This window comes from Halorubrum sp. SD612 (assembly GCF_002135005.1).
The window spans coordinates 1-15694 of the sequence record NZ_NEWI01000006.1 but is presented as its reverse complement, the minus strand read 5'-3'; the positions used below and the strand labels follow the sequence as shown (position 1 = coordinate 15694).

Below are 15694 nucleotides of genomic sequence, written 5' to 3'. Positions count from 1 at the left end.
TCGAACCGAGCGGTTACGCGTTCTGCGCCGCCTGCGACTTCTTCTGGGTGACGTAGCCGGCGATCCGGTTACGGACGCCCTTCGACTCGACGGTCGTCAGCGCCGTGACGCTCTCCTTGTTCGTCTCGAAGTCCGCGTTGAACGAGTCGGGATACTGCTCCAGCAGGAGGTTCCCGAGCTGTTTGATGTACTTGGGTTTGATGGCCATACCGAGCGGTACCGGCGGCCCGAACTAAAAGGGTTCGTTCCGCCGCGAGCGGCCGCGAGGCGCGCTCCCGGCGGCCGAAGCGAGCCCGGTCGCTCCCGCCCCGTCACTCGCCGTCGCGCTCGCGCCACCCGGTCGCCTCGTCGATGCGATCGAACGCCTCGCGCTCGGCCGGCCCGCCGCAGCGCCCCACCACGTCGGCGAAGTAGCGGAGCCGGTCGAGCAGCTCGGCCGTGTCGAACGACGGCACGTCCAGCCGCGAGGCGGCCACCGTCGCGTCGACGACCGCGCCGAACCCCCGGTTGACGGTGGGAACGCGCTCGGCGACGACCGCCGACTCGACCGGCGACAGCTCCCACGTCCGGATCGTGGTCTCGCCCTCGGCCTCGGCCGCGACCTTCTCCGCGCGCACCTCCACCCACGCGTCGGCGCTCGGGAGGACGGGGTCGTCCGTCTCCCGGACCGTCAGCGCCGCGTCGACGAACGTCCGCGGGTCGACCGTGAACTGGACCACGCCGCCGCCGCGCTCGCTGAAGTTCCGCCACGTCCGGGTGCGGCCGTAGGTGCGCGCGGTGACCGGCTCGTCCGGCTCGTCCGGGGCGTGAACTCCGAGCGCAGCGACGTTCCACCGGTCGTTCGGCCCGAGCGTCGTCACGACGGACTCGGTGACGCCCCGGAGCGGCACCGGCCAGCCGTCCGGGGCTACGCCGACGGGCCCCCCGTCCGGCGCTCCATCGCTCACGGCGCCACCTCCGCGCCGCGCCGGAGCGCGACGAACAGCGCCGCGCAGGTGAGGTCGGCGGTCGTGCCGGGGTTGATCCCCTCGGCGACGAACGCCGCCGCCAGCGACTCCGCGGCGTCGAGGTCGGCGCCGTGAACGGCCTCGGCGTCGACCGCGGAGACGTCTCCGACGGGGTCGCTCGGGTCGCTGCCGTCCGGATACAGGATCTCTCTCGCCCGCGCGCTCGCCTCGCGGGCCGTCTCCGCCCCCCGAGTCGACGCGACGAGGGTGTCCGGCTCCGCGGCGAGCAGCCCGAGGAACGCCCGCGCCGCCCGGTCGGCCAGCGGCCCCTCGTCCGTCAGGATCCACTCGGCCGCGCGGAACGTCCGCGGGAACCCCTCGACCCACTCCGCCGCGTTGCGGTCCGGGACGCGGTCAGAGGCGGCCGAGCCGCCCGCCGCCCCAGCGTCGACCGGGTCCGCTGACAGCGCGAGCACGTCCCGAAGCGTCGTCTCGCGCTCGCGGAGCGCGGGCTCGGCGGCGCCCCCGCGGCGCACGTCGAGGTCGGCCGCGCCCTCCGGCGGGTCGTCGACCGCGACGTCGACGACCTCGAACACCCGGTAGAACGCGACCGCGTCGTCGACGGTCGTCGACCGACAGACCGCGTCCACGCCGGCGGGGGAGAGCTCGCGGTCGGGGTCCGCAGCCGCCCGCACCAGCGGGACGAGCAGCAGGAGACAGCCGAACTGGGTGTTCGTGCCGGCGCGTGCGGCCATCCCCTCCACGGCCCGCTCGAAGGCCGCGCCGACCGCGGGCCGCTCGGCGACGCCGCCGTCGGTCTCGGCAGCCAGTTCGAGCCCCGGCCGGGCGCCGACCGCGCCGCCGAGGAACGCCTCGAACCGGAGGTCGTCGAGGTCGCGGCGGCGGTCCACGTTCCCGGGCTTCGGCGTGCCGGCCACCTCCACCAGGAGCGCGAGCGTCGCGTCGTCGACGGGGTCCGTCGCCCCGCTCGGCGTCACGTCTTCCGCCGGTTTCGTCGCATCTCCTGTCGGGCGCTCGTCACCGCTCACGGCCGCACCTCCGGCCCGGGATCCGCTTCGCCGGCGCGCTCCCGCAGCGATCCCGCCCGCCACTCATCGACAGCGTCCGCGACGCGCGCGAGGACCGGCGGGTCCTCCGTCGGGCGCCCCGCGCTCACCGCGTCGGCCCCGTGCGCGGCGTATTCGGCGACCGTCTCGCGGCCTCGGACGCCGTTGTTGGCGACGACTGTCAGGTCGGCGAGGCGGTCTCCGCCCCCGGATGCCGCGTCGACCGCCGCTGCGAGGTCCGCGATCACCGCCTCCGAGTCCATCGCGTCGACGTGGAGCCAGTCCGCGCCCGCGCTCGCGACGCGCTCCGCGACGGCGACGAGGTCGACGCCGGGCACCTCGGCGCGGACCTTCACGCTCGTCGTCGCGCCCGTCCCGCTCGCGGCGGCGACGTACCGCGTCAACCGGGCCGGATCGCGGAGCAGCGACTCGCCGCAGCCGACCGCGCGGAGTTCGGGCTGCCGACAGTGGGCGTTGACCTCGCAGACCGCGCCGCGGTCGGCGCAGATCCGCGCGGCCTCCCGGACCGGCTCCGGCGCCGCGCTCCGGACGTTGACCCCCGGCCGGACCGGAACCTCGGCGAGCGCGTCGATCTGGTCGGCGACGAACCCGAGCGGGTCGGTCGGGAGGAACTCCGATCGCCCGCGCGCGACAAGATCGCGGGCGGCCGCCCGACTGGCGGGATCGAGCGCGACCCCGCCGAGTAGCGCGGCGTCGACGTGCTCGGCCGCAGCGCGGGCCCACTCGCTGTCGGCCGCGCCGCTGAGGCTCGCGGCGACGAGGAACGGATCGTCGCCCGCGGACGCTCCGGCCGCGTCGGCGCGCCGGGTCACTCCGCCCCCTCCCGCGGCGCCCCCGCGTCCGCCGCGACGCCGGCGACCGCCGTCAGCGCTCGTTCGCAGGCCCGGGCGACGCGCTCGGCGTCGTCGACGCCGTCGATCTCCGTGTCGGTGCGCTCGACGTGCCGATCGAGGTCGGTCGGGTCGTCGTCGTCGAGGACGAACGCGTCCGCGAAGGGGTACGCTTCGGCCACCCCCGCTGTCGAGGGCTCGCGGCCGACGCCCGCCATCAGCTCCGCGGCCGGGCCGGAGAACACCTCGTCGCCGACGAACGGCGAGACGGCGACCACGGGCGTCTCGCGGAGCGCGCGCTCGAACCCGGGGAGCGCCAGCATCGGGCCGAGGCTCGTCACCGGGTTCGAGGGGCCGATCACGACCGGGTCGGCGAGCGCCGCCAGCGCGGCGTCGGTCGGTTCCGCGTCGGCCGCCCCCCGGAACTCCACGTCGGCGACCGCGGGCTCGGCGCGGCGCGCGACCCAGTACTCCTGGAAGTGGATGGTCTCGCCGCCCTCGGTGTGGACCAGCGTCGCCACCGCGTCGTCGGACATCGGGAGGAGGTCGACGTCGAGGTCGAACGCCGCGGCGAGGACGCGGACCGCCTCGGTGAGCGACTTCCCCTCGTCGAGCAGGCCCGTGCGCGTGAGGTGGACCGCGCGGTCGCGGTCGCCGATCTCCATGAACTCGCCGACCGCGGAGAACCGCCGCCAGCGGGCGATCTCGCGGCCAGCGGTCTGCGTCGCGTCGTCGAGGTAGCGCGGGGTCCCCGGCTCGCCGTCGAGCGCGTCGCCCGCGGCGCTCGCGAGGCGGGAGAGCTCCTCGTGGGTCGCGGTCGTGTCGCCGTCGATACCCCACCACGTCTCGCGGTCGAGGACGCCGCCGCCCGCGAACAGCACGGTGTCGACGTCGGGGCAGACGAGGTGACCGCCGATCTCGACGTCGTCGCCGGTGTTGGCGACGACCGCGGTCTCGGACGGATCGAACACCCGGGCCGCGCCGTCGAGGAGCTTCGGCGTGCCCGTCCCCCCGGCGAGGAAGGTTACCATACCGGCGCAAGGCGACGGTCGGGCTTGTATCCTCGCCTCCGCGGGCGACGAGGTACGACCGGTGCTACCAGTGGCGGTCCCCTCGAGTCACCGTCGCGGGGGCAGTCGACGGAGGCGCTGAAAGCCGCCAATAGGTGTCGAAAGCTACATATCAGACGAACCGAAAGAACCGTCTCGACACCGTCCTGTCCCCTCATGAATTTCACGACCGAAGCACACCTCGATGAATATATCATCGACGGAGAAAACACGGTCTCGTTTTCTGCGTCCGACGGGGAACTTACCTACCGTCGGCCGTCCGCGGACGAACCCGTCTCGATCCCGGTCCGCGATATCACAAGCGTCGAGTTCGAGCGGGACACGAGCCTCCACCGGCACACGTTCCTCGGACTGTTCTTCCTCGTCCTCTCGCTCGTCCTCACCGTCGGCGCTATCGGGCTGGTGTACACCGGACGCGTCGAGACCCGCCCCGAGATCGCGTTCGCGGCGTTCCTCGGGCTGTTCGCGGTCGGCGGCTGGAACACGACCCGCGACTTCCTCTCTCACTCGGACCGCGACGTGATCGACGTCTACGTCAACACCGAGGCGGAAACCCACGTCCTCTGCGGCGAGGTCGGTCACGCCGGGTTCGTCGACGCCTGCGGACAGCTCATCGACTCCGACGTTCCCACGACGAACCGCAACCGAAAGCTCGCGACCGCCCTCGAATAGCGCGGGTCCGTCGCCCGGCCGGGACGCCGCCTCGCCGCGCCGGACTCGCCGGCGGCTATTCGTGTGCGACGCTCGTCTGCATCCCCTCGGTGTTGAACGCGCTCCCGGCCGCGTCTGCGCCCGCCGCGGTCGGGTCGAGGACGATGACGCCCGCCCCCGACCCGGTCAGCCCCTCGAACTCCGCGATCGCCCGGTCCGCCGCCTCCTGCGCCCCGAGGCCGTCATCGAGGTGGCCGACCGCTCGTCGCGAGAGCGTCACCCGCGCGATGTCTTCGCCGGCGCCCGTCGCGCTCGCCCCGCCGGCCTCGGTACAAAAGAAGCCGGAGCCGACCTGCGGCACGTCGCCGACGCGCCCCGCGAGCGCGAACGACCGCCCGCCGGTCGAGGTGACCGCCGCGACGCGCTCCCCGTCGGTCGCGACCGCGCCGACGGTGTCGTGATCGGAGGCGCGGCCCGACGCCTCGACCCCCGTCCCGTCGCCGTCGTCCGGCCGCTCGCCGGCCCGATCGTCGCCCGACCCGAACCGCGACGCAAGCCAGTCGAGGTGCTCCCGCGAGCCGCCCCGCGGCGGGTCCTCCGCCTCGTATCGCTCCCGCGTCTCGTCGGTGAGCAGGGCGGCGCCCGTCTCGACGCCGAACTCCGCCGCGAGTTCGACGGCGTGTTCACCCGAGACGAAGACGTGCGGCGTCTCGTCACGGACGATCCGGGCGACGCTCGCCGCGTGTTCGACGCCCGGCATCGAGCAGGCCGCGCCGATCTCGCGGTCCGAGGTCATCACGCCCGCGTCGGTGCGGACGACGCCGTCGGACTGGACCGCGCCGCCGACGCCCGCGTTGAACCGGGGGTCCGATTCGAGGACGGCGACCGCCGACTCCACCGCGTCGAGCGGCGTCGCGGCGTCGGCGCCGCGCGCGGCCGCCTCGTCGAGGACCGCCTGCCTTGGCTTCGGGTCGTCCGGGGCGCCGCCGGCGCCGCCGTGAACGATGACTCGCATACCGGAGGCTCCCGCGGCGGCCACATAAGCGTCCGGAAGCCGGCGGCGACCGCTGGGGTCGACCGGCCTCCCGCTCCGCCGCCGCAAGACCTATTCCCGCCGCTGGGCGAGTCGGAGCCATCGTGACGACGGCCGATTCCGCCGGCGGCGCCGCCCCACGCCGCGCCGCGTCCCGGCTCCGCGCCGCGCTCCGCCGGCGACTCGGGATTGACCCCCGCGCGCTCGCCGCGTTCCGGATCGCGCTCGGCGCCGTCCTCCTCGTCGACCTCGCGCTCCGGTCGCGGAACCTCGTCGCCTTCTACACGGACGCCGGCGTCCTCCCGCGGGCGACGCTCACCGACGCGTATCCACTCGGCGCCCGCTTCTCGCTCCACGCCGTCTCCGGCGAGGCGTGGGCCGTCGCGCTGCTGTTCCTCGCCGCCGCGCTCGCCGCCGTCGCGCTCGCGGTCGGCCGCCGGACCCGCGTCGCGGTCGTCGCCTCCCTGCTCCTGCTCGCGTCGCTTCAGGCGCGGAACCCCTTCGTCCTCAACGCCGGGGACACCCTCCTCCTCCAGCTGCTCGGCGCCGGACTCCTGTGCTCGCTCAGCGCTCGCTGGTCGGTCGACGCGGTCCGCCGCCGCGCCCCCGATGCCGCGGCCCCGCCCAGCGGCGACGGCGGCGACCGCGTCGCGGGCCCCGCATCGGCGCTCCTCCTGACGCTCGCGGTCGTCGTGTACGTCGCCAACGCGGTCGAGAAGCTCCGAGGGTCGATGTGGCCCGGCGGCGAGGCGGTCGCGCGCGTGTTCCGGCTCACCTACCTCCACGGCCCGCTCGGCGGGCTCGTCCCGGAGTGGCCGGCGCTGCTCTCGGCGGCCACCTACGGCTGGCTCGCGCTGCTCGTCGCCTCCCCGCTGCTGGTCGCGGCCGCCGGCCGGGTCCGGGCCGCGCTCGCGGGGACGTTCGTCGCCGCGCACCTCTCGATGGCCGCCGCGCTACAGATCGGCGTGTTCCCCGCGATCTCCGCGACCTCGCTGCTGCCCTTCTTCCCGCCGTTCGTCTGGGACCGCGTCGAGCGCGCGGTCGCCCCCGCCGCCGACCGGCTCCGCCGCCTCGCGGAGCGTCGGACCGGCTCCGCGGGACGACCGGCCGGTTCGCGGTCGCTCCGGGTCCTCCGCGAGGGAGTCGCGGCCGCGATCCCGGTCCTCGCCGCGGTCCTCCTCGTCGCGGTCGTCGCGTGGAACGGGATGGCGCTCGGGGCCGTCGAGACGCCCGACGCGGTCGCGTCGGTGTCCGACCCGACGGAGGGCGGCTGGACCATGTTCGCGCCGAACCCGCCCTCGACCGACGCGCGCGTGTCGGCGACCGCCGCGACCGCCGACGGCGACCGGATCGACGCGCTGTATGGCGACCGCGTCGCGCGCGACCGACCGCCCTCCGACGCCCGCGCGTACCCGACCGCGCGCTGGCGGAAGCTCCTCACGGCGCTCGCGAACAACCCTGACTCGGCCCGCGTCGACCCGCTGCTCGCGCACCTCTGCGACCGGGCGGGGGGCTTCGCCGAGGGTGGAGACGGCGCGATCCAGTCGGTCACGGTGTCGGCCGTCGACGTCGACGTGAGGGACGGGGAGACGCGGGTCGACGAACTCGGGACGCGCTCGTGCTCGGCGCCGTGAACGGGGCGCGAGACTCGATCGCGGACGTTTACTTTCGGACCGCACGATACCCCTGTCGTGACAGCTCCGGAACCGACCGCGTCGCCGGGAAACTCGACGCCGGTGTCCGTCCTGCTCCCGACCGTCCGCTGGACCGACGCCTGCGACGAGGTGGCGGCCCAGCTCCGCGGGTCCGAGGCGCTCGGCGGTGAGGCGAGCGGCGCGGCCGACGACGACGCGGACGCCGACGAACTCCTCGTGATCTGCGACTCCCCGGACGACCCGGTCGCCGACCGGCGGGGGGACCTGCCGCCCCGCGTCCGGATCGTCATCGCCGGCGAACCGGAGGGGTGTTCCGGCAAGGCCAACGCGATCGCCGCCGGGATGGCGGCGGCCGCGAACGACCGGATCGCCTGGACGGACGACGACTTCCGCCATCCGCCCGACTGGCTGGCGACGCTCGACGCCGACTACGACCGGCAGGGGCCCACCACGGAGGTCCCGGTGTTCGTCGGGCTCGACCCGCTGGCTCGCCTGTTCGAACCCGCGTACGTGATCGGCGGGACGCTCGCGGTGTTCGCGGCCGGCGTCGCGTGGGGCGGCGCGGTAATATTCGAGCGCGAGGACCTCCGCGACGGGGAGGCGGCGTTCCGCCGGGACCTCCTGCGGACGGTCAGCGACGACGGGACGCTCACCGACCACCTCGACGTGGCGTCGGTCGACCGGACGCGGTACGTCCGGGCGGGCGGGTCGGCCCGGGACTCGCTGGAGCGGTTCGTCCGCTTCCTGACGATCACCCGGTACCACGCCCCCGGGGCGACCGCGTTCAACGCCGCCTTCGGCGTCTCGATGGCGGCGCTCTGCCTGTTCGCGCCGGTCGCCGGGGTGACGCTCGTCACGGCCCTCGCCGGGGCGGCGTACGCCCGGTTCGGGATCCGGCGCGCGACGTTCCTGCTCGCCGCGCCGGGCGTGCTGATCGCGCCCCCGCTGATGGCGTACGCGTTCGCCCGCCGGACGTTCGTCTGGGGCGGGCGCCGCTACCGCTGGCGGTCGCTGTTCGACGTCGAGGTCGAGCCGATCTGACCGCGGGACACCGCGGGGAGGCGTCGGGGCCGCCCGCGGTGAGAACGGGAGAGACTGCGAGAGCGCCCGCGGCGAGAACCGGCAAAGGCTGCGAGCGCGACGCTCACGCCGAAAACGGCAACCACTTTAGGGGGCCACGGAAATCGTCGAACGTTCATGAGTTACGATAAAGTCGACGTCCCTGACGACGGCGAAGCGATCACGCTCGCCGACGAGGAGACCGGCGAGCTGAACGTGCCGTCGAACCCCATCATCCCGATCATCCACGGCGACGGAATCGGCACCGACGTCGGGCCGGCCGCACAGCAGGTGCTCGACGCCGCCGCGGAAGCGACCGGCCGATCCCTCTCGTGGATGCGCGTCTACGCCGGTGCCAGCGCCCGCGAGAAGTACGACGAGAACCTCCCCGAGGACACCGTCTCGGCCATCCGCGACCACCGCGTCGCGATCAAGGGCCCGCTGACGACCCCCGTCGGCGCCGGCTTCCGCTCGCTGAACGTCGCCCTCCGCAAGACGCTCGACCTGTTCGCGAACGTCCGTCCCACCTACCACCTCGAGGGCGTCCCGTCCCCCGTCAAGAGCCCCGGGGAGATGGACATGGTCACGTTCCGCGAGAACACCGAGGACGTCTACGCCGGCGTCGAGTGGGAGGCCGGCACCGAGGGCGCGGAGCAGGTACGCGACTTCCTCGAGGACGACATGGGCATCGCGGACGTCATCCACGACGGTCCGGTCGGCATCGGCGTCAAGCCCATCTCCGAGTTCGGCTCGAAGCGCCTCATCCGCGAGGCCGTCGACTACGCGCTCGCGAACGACCGCGACTCGGTCACCCTCGTCCACAAGGGGAACATCATGAAGTTCACCGAGGGCGCCTTCCGCGACTGGGGCTACGAGGTCGCCGAGGAGGAGTACGGCGACGACGTGATCACCGAAGACCAGCTCTGGGAGGAGCACGACGGCGAGCAGCCGGAGGGCACCCTCGTCGTGAAAGACCGCATCGCGGACAACATGCTCCAGCAGCTGCTGACCCGCACCGACGAGTACTCCGTCATCGCGACGATGAACCTCAACGGCGACTACATGTCCGACGCCGCCGGCGCGCAGATCGGCGGCCTCGGCATCGCGCCCGGCATCAACCGCGGTCACGGCCGCTGTCTCGCCGAGCCCGTCCACGGCTCCGCGCCCAAGTACGCCGGCGAGGACAAGGTGAACCCCACCGCGATGATCCTCTCGGGCCGCGAGATGCTCGACTACCTCGGCTGGTCCGACGCCGCGGACCTCGTGCGCGACGCCGTCGAGGAGACCATCGCCTCGGGCAAGGTCACCTACGACCTCCACCGGCAGATCGAGGGCGGCGAGAAGCTCGCCACCAGCGAGTTCGCGGACGCCGTCGTCGACAAGATCGACGAACTGGCGTAAGGCTCCGTCGTCGACCCCGCGGTCAACGACTCCTCTTCTCTCCAAATCGTCGCTGCGTCCCCGCCTATCCCAACCGCTCGTCGAGGATGAGCCGCGTCTTCGTCGACTTGACCTCGTCCATCTCGCGGGCCTGCGTGATCAGTTCGTTGACCGCGCGCGTGTCGACCGCGTCGACGACGAGGACGACGTCCTCCTCGCCGGACACCTGCCAGACGAAGTCGACCTCCTCCCACTCCACCATCCGCTGGCCGACCGCGTCCGTGTTGACGTTCATCTCCACCGAGATCTCGATCATCGCCTTCACGTTCCCGGTGCGGGTCGTGACCGTGAACCGCTCGATCACGCCTTCGTCCGTCATCCGGTCGACGCGGTTGCGCACGGTCCCCTCGGAGGTCCCCACCCGGTCCGCGATCTCCGTGTACGGGGTCCGCGCGTCCCGTCGCAGGATCGAGAGGATCCGTCTGTCGAGGTCGTCCATACCGATCCGTCTCGGTCCGCCGACTTACCCGTTACGAATATCGTAACTAACCTTCGAACGACGCATTTATTATCCTTTACACGTACGTTTCTCGTAATGTCGGACGCCTACATCGCGCTGGCCGACGGTCGCGTGCTCGAAGCGCGCGCCCGTGCGCCGGGGCGGACCCGCGGCGAACTAGTGTTCACGACCGCGTACACCGGCTACGAGGAGTCGCTCACCGACCCCTCCTACGCCGAACAGATCCTCACCTTCTCGTACCCCCTCATCGGGAACTACGGCGTCCGAACCGAGCGGTTCGAGTCCGAATCGGTCCGGCCGAACGCGGCGGTCGCCCGCGAGATGACCGACGACGTCGCCGACTGGCTCGCCGCGGAAGGCGTTCCGGCCGTCGACCACGTCGACACCCGCGAAATCGTCACCACCGTCCGCGAGGAGGGCGCGATGGCCTGCGGGATCGCCGCCGGCCCGGACGCGACCGCCGAGGACGCCGTCGAAGCGATGGAGGCGTGTAAGCCGATGAGCGACCACGTCGATATCGGCGCGCAGGTGTCCGTCGCGGAGCCGACCGTCCACGAGGGGGGCGGCGACGCCGACGTGGCCCTCCTCGACTGCGGCGCCAAGGGATCGATCATCTCCTCGCTCACCGACCGCGGCGCGGACGTCCACGTGCTCCCGTACGACGCGACCCCCGAGGACGTGGCCGCCGTCGGGCCCGACGTGCTCTTCGTCTCGAACGGCCCGGGCGACCCGGAGAACTTCGTCGCGGCCCAGGCGGTCGTCGACGAGTTCGCCGGCGACCTGCCGATGGCCGGCATCTGCCTCGGACAGCAGGTGATCACGAGCGCGCTCGGCGGCTCGACCGAGAAGATGGCGTTCGGCCACCGCGGCGTCAACCAGCCGGTGAAGGACCTCCGCACCGACAAGGTCGTGATGACCACCCAGAACCACGGCTACACGGTCGACGACACCGGCCCGCTGGAGGTGACGCAGGTGAACGTCAACGACGACACCGTCGAGGGGCTCGACAGCGAGGATCTCGACGTGATCACCCGCCAGTACCACCCCGAGGCGAACCCCGGGCCGCACGACTCGCTCGGCTTCTTCGACGAAGTGCTCGACCTGGCGACCTCGTCGCGCCGCGTCGCGGCCGACTGAGCCGACGGTCCGCCCTCCCCGCTCCCGGCGGTTCCGACGCCCTCTGACTGACCACTCGGAGTACCACCCGGTCGGCGCTCGCGACGCCGTCTTCGCTCTCCGCTCTCACCTCTCGGTCCGTCCTTCGGTCTCCGCGCCCCTCGCCGCGGACCGGCGACGTTTTCTCCCGTCCCCCCGCACACCGTCGTATGCCAACCGAGATCCTGCTCACCAACGACGACGGGATCGACGCCGTCGGGCTTCGGGCGCTCGCGGACGCGCTCTCGCGCGACCACGACGTGACGGTCGTCGCGCCCGCGACGAACCAGTCCGGCGTCGGCGGCGCGCGCTCGTGGTGGGACACGACGGTCGACTACACCGAGACGGACCGCGGCTACGCGGTCGAGGGGACTCCCGCGGACTGCGTCGCGGTCGCGGACGTGGCGCTCGGGCTCGACCCCGACGTGGTCGTCTCCGGCTGCAACCACGGCCCGAACATCGGCGCGCACATCCTCGGGCAGTCCGGCACCGTCGGCGCCGCGATGGAGGCCTCGTTCCTCGGCACGCCCGCGATCGCCGTGTCGCTGTACGACCGCGGGAACCTCCCCGTGCCGCCGACGCTCGACAACGGCGACTTCGCGGTCGCCGGCGAGGTCGTCGCCGACCTGATCGACCGCGCCGAACGCGACGCCGGCGACGGCGCCCTCGAACTCCCGTTCGGCGCCGACGTGTTGAACGTCAACGTCCCGGCGGCGGACGACGAGGCCGCGGAGGACCCCACCTACCGGCTGACCGAGCCCGCCCGCGGCTTCGACGTGATCGAGTTCCGCCCGGGCGAGGAGGGACCCGACGACGAGAACGTCCCCGAGGGCTGGGAGTTCGGCGAGCGCCGCGGCGAGATGGGGATGGAACTGCGGGACCGCTTCTGGCGGGAGTTCCTGCGCGGCGACGTGGCGGACGATCCCGGGTCGGACCGCCGCGCGGCCGTGGAGGGCGAAGTGAGCATCTCCCCGCTGTCGAGTTCGCGCGCCGTCGCGGGCGAAAAGGCGGGCGAACTCGTCGAGCCGGTTCGAGGCGCAGAGACGGGAGCCGATTAACGGCGGTCGTCGGTCGGAGTACGACCACTATCGACCACTTCAGCGGCGCGGTCTGCCGATTTAGCGGCGCGGTCTATCGATTCAGCGACGCCGCCGGGGCCGTCGCCCGCTCCCGCTGAACTCCGCGGCGAGCCGACCGAGGTACCACACGACGACCAGCCCGACGAGGAAGCCGCCGCCGAGCGCGGCGAGCAACTGGAGAGGCGACGGGTCCAACTGGAGGGCGAGGAGCGGCGGCGAGGCCGTGACAATCGCGAGCAACGCGATCCTGATCTTCCGGTTCCCCGCGTCCCGTTCGGACTCGGAGATGGGTCCTACCACCGCGATCCCCTCATCTGTGTTCCGACGACTCCCGGCGCGACGCTCATGCGCCCACCACGTCCCCGGCGAACATCAAGGCGACGAACCGAACCCGTTCGTCCGAGTCCGGTGCCGCCGGAGCGACCGCGGAACGATCGTCGTCCCGGACCGTCCGTCGGACGTGCCCACGGCGACGGTCGATCGGTGCGTTCGGTCCCGCACGGGCAAAAGACTCTCGACCGTTCACGCCGTCTCTGGGCTCTCTCCGCCGTGAACGGTCTGGGTCGTTTAAGACCGTTCGGCGGCTCGTGTCGAGTGCCCCTACCCGCCGTTCCGGTGCGACGGGCGCCGCGGCGACGCCGCCCGCGCCCCGCGTCGCCCGCTCCGCTCCGGGACTCGCCCCTCCCCGCCGTTTCGCGGCGTTTTTGACCCGACCCCGACAAGCGAGCGGCATGGACGACGAACTCCGCGAGCGCGTCGCGGCGGCCGGCGAGGCCGCGGCGCTTTTCAACGCGCTCAAACACGGCAGCGACCCGGACGTGGGCGCGATCATGGGGCCGATCATGGGCGAGAACCCCGAGTTCCGCCCACACGGCGACGAGATCCCGGGCGTCCTCGCGCCGGTCGTCGAGGAGGTCGGCGAGATGGACGAGGCGGCCCGCCGGGAGCGGCTCGGCGAACTCGCCCCCGATAAGCTCGCGGAGCTGGAGGCCGACGACGAGGACGACGACCGCGTCCTCCCCGATCTCCCGAACGCCGAGGACGGCGAGGTCGTGATGCGCGCCGCGCCGAACCCCAACGGCCCGTGGCACGTCGGCCACGCGCGGATGCCCGCCGTCATCGGGACGTACAAGGAGCGCTACGACGGCGAGTTCATCTGCCGGTTCGACGACACCGACCCGGAGACGAAACGCCCCGACTTAGACGCGTACGACGCCATCCTGGACGACATCGAGTACCTCGGCTTCGAGCCCGACCGCGTGCTCTACGCCTCCGACCGGCTGGAGACGTACTACGAGCACGCCCGCGACCTGATCGACGCCGGCGGCGCGTACACCTGCTCGTGCTCCGGCGACGACTTCTCCGAGCTGAAGAACGCGGGCGAGGCGTGCCCGCACCGCGAGAAGGACGCCGAGACGGTCCGCGAGGAGTTCGCGGCCATGGTCGACGGCGAGTACGGCTCGGGAGAGATGGTCCTCCGCGTGAAGACCGACATCGAGCACAAGAACCCCGCGCTGCGCGACTGGGTCGCCTTCCGGATGATCGACACGCCCCACCCGCGCGAGGCGGCCGCCGACTACCGCTGCTGGCCCATGCTCGACTTCCAGTCCGGCGTCGACGACCACCTCACTGGCGTCACCCACATCATCCGCGGCATCGACCTTCAGGACTCCGCGAAGCGCCAGCGGTTCGTCTACGACTACTTCGACTGGGAGTACCCCGAGGTGCTCCACTGGGGCCACGTCCAGGTCGACGAGTACGACGTGACGCTCTCCACCTCGACGATCAAGGGGCTCATCGCGGACGGCGAACTGACGGGCTGGGACGACCCGCGCGCCCCGACCATTCGGTCGATGCGCCGTCGCGGGCTCCGGGGGCAGGCCTTGGTCGACTCGATGACGGAGCTGGGGATGTCGACCTCCGACGTCGACCTCGCGATGTCGTCCGTCTACGCGCATAACCGCGACCTCGTCGACGACGAGGCGGACCGCTACTTCTTCGTCCGCGACCGCGACGACGCGCCCGCCGTGGCGCTCCCGGTCGTCGACGGCGACGCGCCCGCGCCCGCGGCCGGCCATCCGCCGCTCCACCCCGACCACGAGGACCGCGGCGACCGCGAGGTGCCCGCCGGCCGGGTCCTCGTCGAGTCCCCCGACCTCCCGAGCGAGGGCGAGCGCGTCTGGCTCAAGGGGTACGGCTGCGTCCGGTACGAGGGCGACGAGCTCGCCTTCGTCGACGACGGCATCGAGGTCGTCCGCGAGGGGGACGTGGACGTGGTCCACTGGGCGCCCGCTGAGGAGGGCCTCGACACGCTCCTCCGGACCGTCGACGGCGACGTGCGCGGGATCACCGAACCCGCGCTCGCCGACGTCGACCCCGACACGGTCGTCCAGTTCGTGCGCGTCGGCTTCGCCCGGATCGACGGGTTCGAGCCCGAGGCGACCGACGAGGAGGACGGCCCGAACGGAACCGAGGACCTGCTGGCGTACTACGCGCACCCGTAGGCCGAGGTCGGCGATGTCCGGCCGCCCGGCGGCGCTGCGCTCGGTCGACCGAATCCGTTCGTCGGGGAATTTAAACCCGCGACCGGCGAAGCGAGGGCAACGATGGCCATCGACTCGAACTTCGAAGCGAACCGCGAGCGGGTCGGCGAGGAGGACGGCGTCACCGTGTGGGGGCCCGTCGAGCCGCCGGAGAAACAGGGGATCCGCGGCACCCACGTCGCGGTCGACTTCGACATCTGTCTCGCGGACGGCGCGTGTCTGGAGGACTGCCCGGTCGACGTGTTCGAGTGGACGGACACACCCGGCCACCCCGAGTCCGAGCGGAAGGCGAACCCAGCGGACGAGGACCAGTGTATCGACTGTATGCTCTGCGTCGACGTCTGTCCGGTCGACGCGATCGATGTCGACCCCGGACGCGAGAACCGATTATAAGTAGTCGTTCTCGTTGTGGTGGCGGTCTCTGTGTGCCGAGTTGTTCTTTTATAAATGGTCAACAGCGGATCGCCGTCGAACCTCTCCAAAGCCCCAGTCGCGAGGCGGACACACGCTCGCTGCGCTCCTCGTCGCTCCCTTCGCTCGCCCCTGCGGCGCTTGCGCCCCCTGCCTCCGCCCCCCGACTGCCCCTTTGAGTCCCCCCCCCACACCACACCACACCACCCCCCGCCCCCCCCGCCTCCCCACCCCCCGCCTCCCGTCGCCGACCCGCTCCCTCGCTCCTCCCCC

General features: G+C 72.6%; 16 protein-coding genes. 8 read left to right on the top strand and 8 right to left on the bottom strand.

Annotated features, from left to right (window positions below):
- Positions 1-13: 13 nt before the first annotated feature.
- The 5 genes from B9G38_RS01390 to cofD all read right to left on the bottom strand — a co-directional run bounded on the left by B9G38_RS01390 (position 14) and on the right by cofD (position 3896).
- On the bottom strand, positions 14-208 hold the full coding sequence (locus B9G38_RS01390) for a 30S ribosomal protein S17e (RefSeq protein ID WP_049930279.1): 195 nt from the start codon (positions 206-208) through the stop codon (positions 14-16).
- Between the two features lie 103 nt (positions 209-311).
- Positions 312-947 (bottom strand): DUF447 domain-containing protein, encoded by a 636-nt coding sequence (locus B9G38_RS01385; RefSeq protein ID WP_086219231.1) that lies wholly within the window; start codon positions 945-947, stop codon positions 312-314.
- On the bottom strand, positions 944-1945 hold the full coding sequence (locus tag B9G38_RS01380; protein ID WP_086219256.1) for a triphosphoribosyl-dephospho-CoA synthase: 1002 nt from the start codon (positions 1943-1945) through the stop codon (positions 944-946). The genes B9G38_RS01385 and B9G38_RS01380 overlap by 4 nt, the downstream gene beginning before the upstream one ends.
- 47 nt (positions 1946-1992) lie before the next feature.
- Positions 1993-2847, bottom strand: coding sequence for a tRNA-dihydrouridine synthase (locus tag B9G38_RS01375; protein WP_086219230.1), 855 nt, complete (start codon positions 2845-2847; stop codon positions 1993-1995).
- Positions 2844-3896, bottom strand: a complete 1053-nt coding sequence (gene cofD, locus B9G38_RS01370; RefSeq protein ID WP_086219229.1) for a 2-phospho-L-lactate transferase — start codon at positions 3894-3896, stop codon at positions 2844-2846. Before cofD ends, B9G38_RS01375 begins: the two co-directional genes overlap by 4 nt.
- A 195-nt stretch (positions 3897-4091) precedes the next feature.
- On the opposite strand from cofD, the gene B9G38_RS01365 reads away from it, so the two are divergent.
- On the top strand, positions 4092-4607 hold the full coding sequence (locus B9G38_RS01365; protein WP_086219228.1) for a hypothetical protein: 516 nt from the start codon (positions 4092-4094) through the stop codon (positions 4605-4607).
- A gap of 55 nt (positions 4608-4662) precedes the next feature.
- Here the strand turns inward: B9G38_RS01365 and B9G38_RS01360 are convergent, their stop codons facing one another.
- The gene (locus B9G38_RS01360) at positions 4663-5601 is read right to left on the bottom strand and encodes an isoaspartyl peptidase/L-asparaginase (protein ID WP_086219227.1); all 939 of its coding nucleotides are present in this window, start codon (positions 5599-5601) and stop codon (positions 4663-4665) included.
- Between the two features lie 122 nt (positions 5602-5723).
- Here B9G38_RS01360 and B9G38_RS01355 point away from each other — a divergent pair, with 122 nt between their 5' ends.
- The 3 genes from B9G38_RS01355 (at position 5724) to icd (ending at position 9734) form a co-directional block, all read left to right on the top strand.
- Entirely contained in the window at positions 5724-7253 is a 1530-nt protein-coding gene (locus tag B9G38_RS01355; protein WP_086219226.1) for an HTTM domain-containing protein, read from the top strand.
- Positions 7254-7310: 57 nt separating this feature from the next.
- Positions 7311-8315, top strand: a complete 1005-nt coding sequence (locus tag B9G38_RS01350; protein WP_086219225.1) for a glycosyltransferase — start codon at positions 7311-7313, stop codon at positions 8313-8315.
- A gap of 156 nt (positions 8316-8471) precedes the next feature.
- The gene (gene icd, locus B9G38_RS01345; protein WP_086219224.1) at positions 8472-9734 is read left to right on the top strand and encodes an isocitrate dehydrogenase (NADP(+)); all 1263 of its coding nucleotides are present in this window, start codon (positions 8472-8474) and stop codon (positions 9732-9734) included.
- Between the two features lie 64 nt (positions 9735-9798).
- Here icd and B9G38_RS01340 read toward each other — a convergent pair whose 3' ends face one another.
- Positions 9799-10212, bottom strand: coding sequence for an Lrp/AsnC family transcriptional regulator (locus B9G38_RS01340; RefSeq protein WP_006114390.1), 414 nt, complete (start codon positions 10210-10212; stop codon positions 9799-9801).
- Positions 10213-10308: 96 nt separating this feature from the next.
- On the opposite strand from B9G38_RS01340, the gene carA reads away from it, so the two are divergent.
- Together carA and surE are read left to right on the top strand one after the other, a co-directional pair.
- Positions 10309-11370: a glutamine-hydrolyzing carbamoyl-phosphate synthase small subunit gene (carA, locus tag B9G38_RS01335; RefSeq protein WP_086216423.1), complete on the top strand. Its 1062-nt coding sequence runs from the start codon at positions 10309-10311 to the stop codon at positions 11368-11370.
- A 188-nt stretch (positions 11371-11558) separates the two neighbouring features.
- A complete protein-coding gene (surE, locus tag B9G38_RS01330) occupies positions 11559-12446 on the top strand; it encodes a 5'/3'-nucleotidase SurE (RefSeq protein WP_049930297.1) in 888 nt (295 codons plus the stop codon).
- An 81-nt stretch (positions 12447-12527) separates the two neighbouring features.
- Here the strand turns inward: surE and B9G38_RS01325 are convergent, their stop codons facing one another.
- Positions 12528-12767 carry a hypothetical protein gene (locus B9G38_RS01325; RefSeq protein ID WP_080508553.1) on the bottom strand — a complete coding sequence of 80 codons (240 nt, stop codon included), beginning with the start codon at positions 12765-12767 and terminating at the stop codon, positions 12528-12530.
- Between the two features lie 431 nt (positions 12768-13198).
- Here B9G38_RS01325 and B9G38_RS01320 point away from each other — a divergent pair, with 431 nt between their 5' ends.
- Positions 13199-14971: a glutamate--tRNA ligase gene (locus tag B9G38_RS01320; RefSeq protein WP_086219223.1), complete on the top strand. Its 1773-nt coding sequence runs from the start codon at positions 13199-13201 to the stop codon at positions 14969-14971.
- A 102-nt stretch (positions 14972-15073) separates the two neighbouring features.
- A complete protein-coding gene (locus B9G38_RS01315; RefSeq protein ID WP_086219222.1) occupies positions 15074-15403 on the top strand; it encodes a ferredoxin family protein in 330 nt (109 codons plus the stop codon).
- The last annotated feature ends 291 nt before the right edge of the window (positions 15404-15694 follow it).

Bases quoted from the DNA above. Each gene is read 5' to 3' on its own strand.
- cofD (WP_086219229.1), bottom strand. From the start codon at position 3,896: ATGGTAACCTTCCTCGCCGGGGGGACGGGCACGCCGAAGCTCCTCGAC.
- B9G38_RS01340 (WP_006114390.1), bottom strand. From the start codon at position 10,212: ATGGACGACCTCGACAGACGGATCCTCTCGATCCTGCGACGGGACGCG.
- B9G38_RS01360 (WP_086219227.1), bottom strand. From the start codon at position 5,601: ATGCGAGTCATCGTTCACGGCGGCGCCGGCGGCGCCCCGGACGACCCG.
- B9G38_RS01365 (WP_086219228.1), top strand. From the start codon at position 4,092: ATGAATTTCACGACCGAAGCACACCTCGATGAATATATCATCGACGGA.
- surE (WP_049930297.1), top strand. From the start codon at position 11,559: ATGCCAACCGAGATCCTGCTCACCAACGACGACGGGATCGACGCCGTC.
- carA (WP_086216423.1), top strand. From the start codon at position 10,309: ATGTCGGACGCCTACATCGCGCTGGCCGACGGTCGCGTGCTCGAAGCG.
- B9G38_RS01315 (WP_086219222.1), top strand. From the start codon at position 15,074: ATGGCCATCGACTCGAACTTCGAAGCGAACCGCGAGCGGGTCGGCGAG.
- B9G38_RS01320 (WP_086219223.1), top strand. From the start codon at position 13,199: ATGGACGACGAACTCCGCGAGCGCGTCGCGGCGGCCGGCGAGGCCGCG.
- icd (WP_086219224.1), top strand. From the start codon at position 8,472: ATGAGTTACGATAAAGTCGACGTCCCTGACGACGGCGAAGCGATCACG.
- B9G38_RS01390 (WP_049930279.1), bottom strand. From the start codon at position 208: ATGGCCATCAAACCCAAGTACATCAAACAGCTCGGGAACCTCCTGCTG.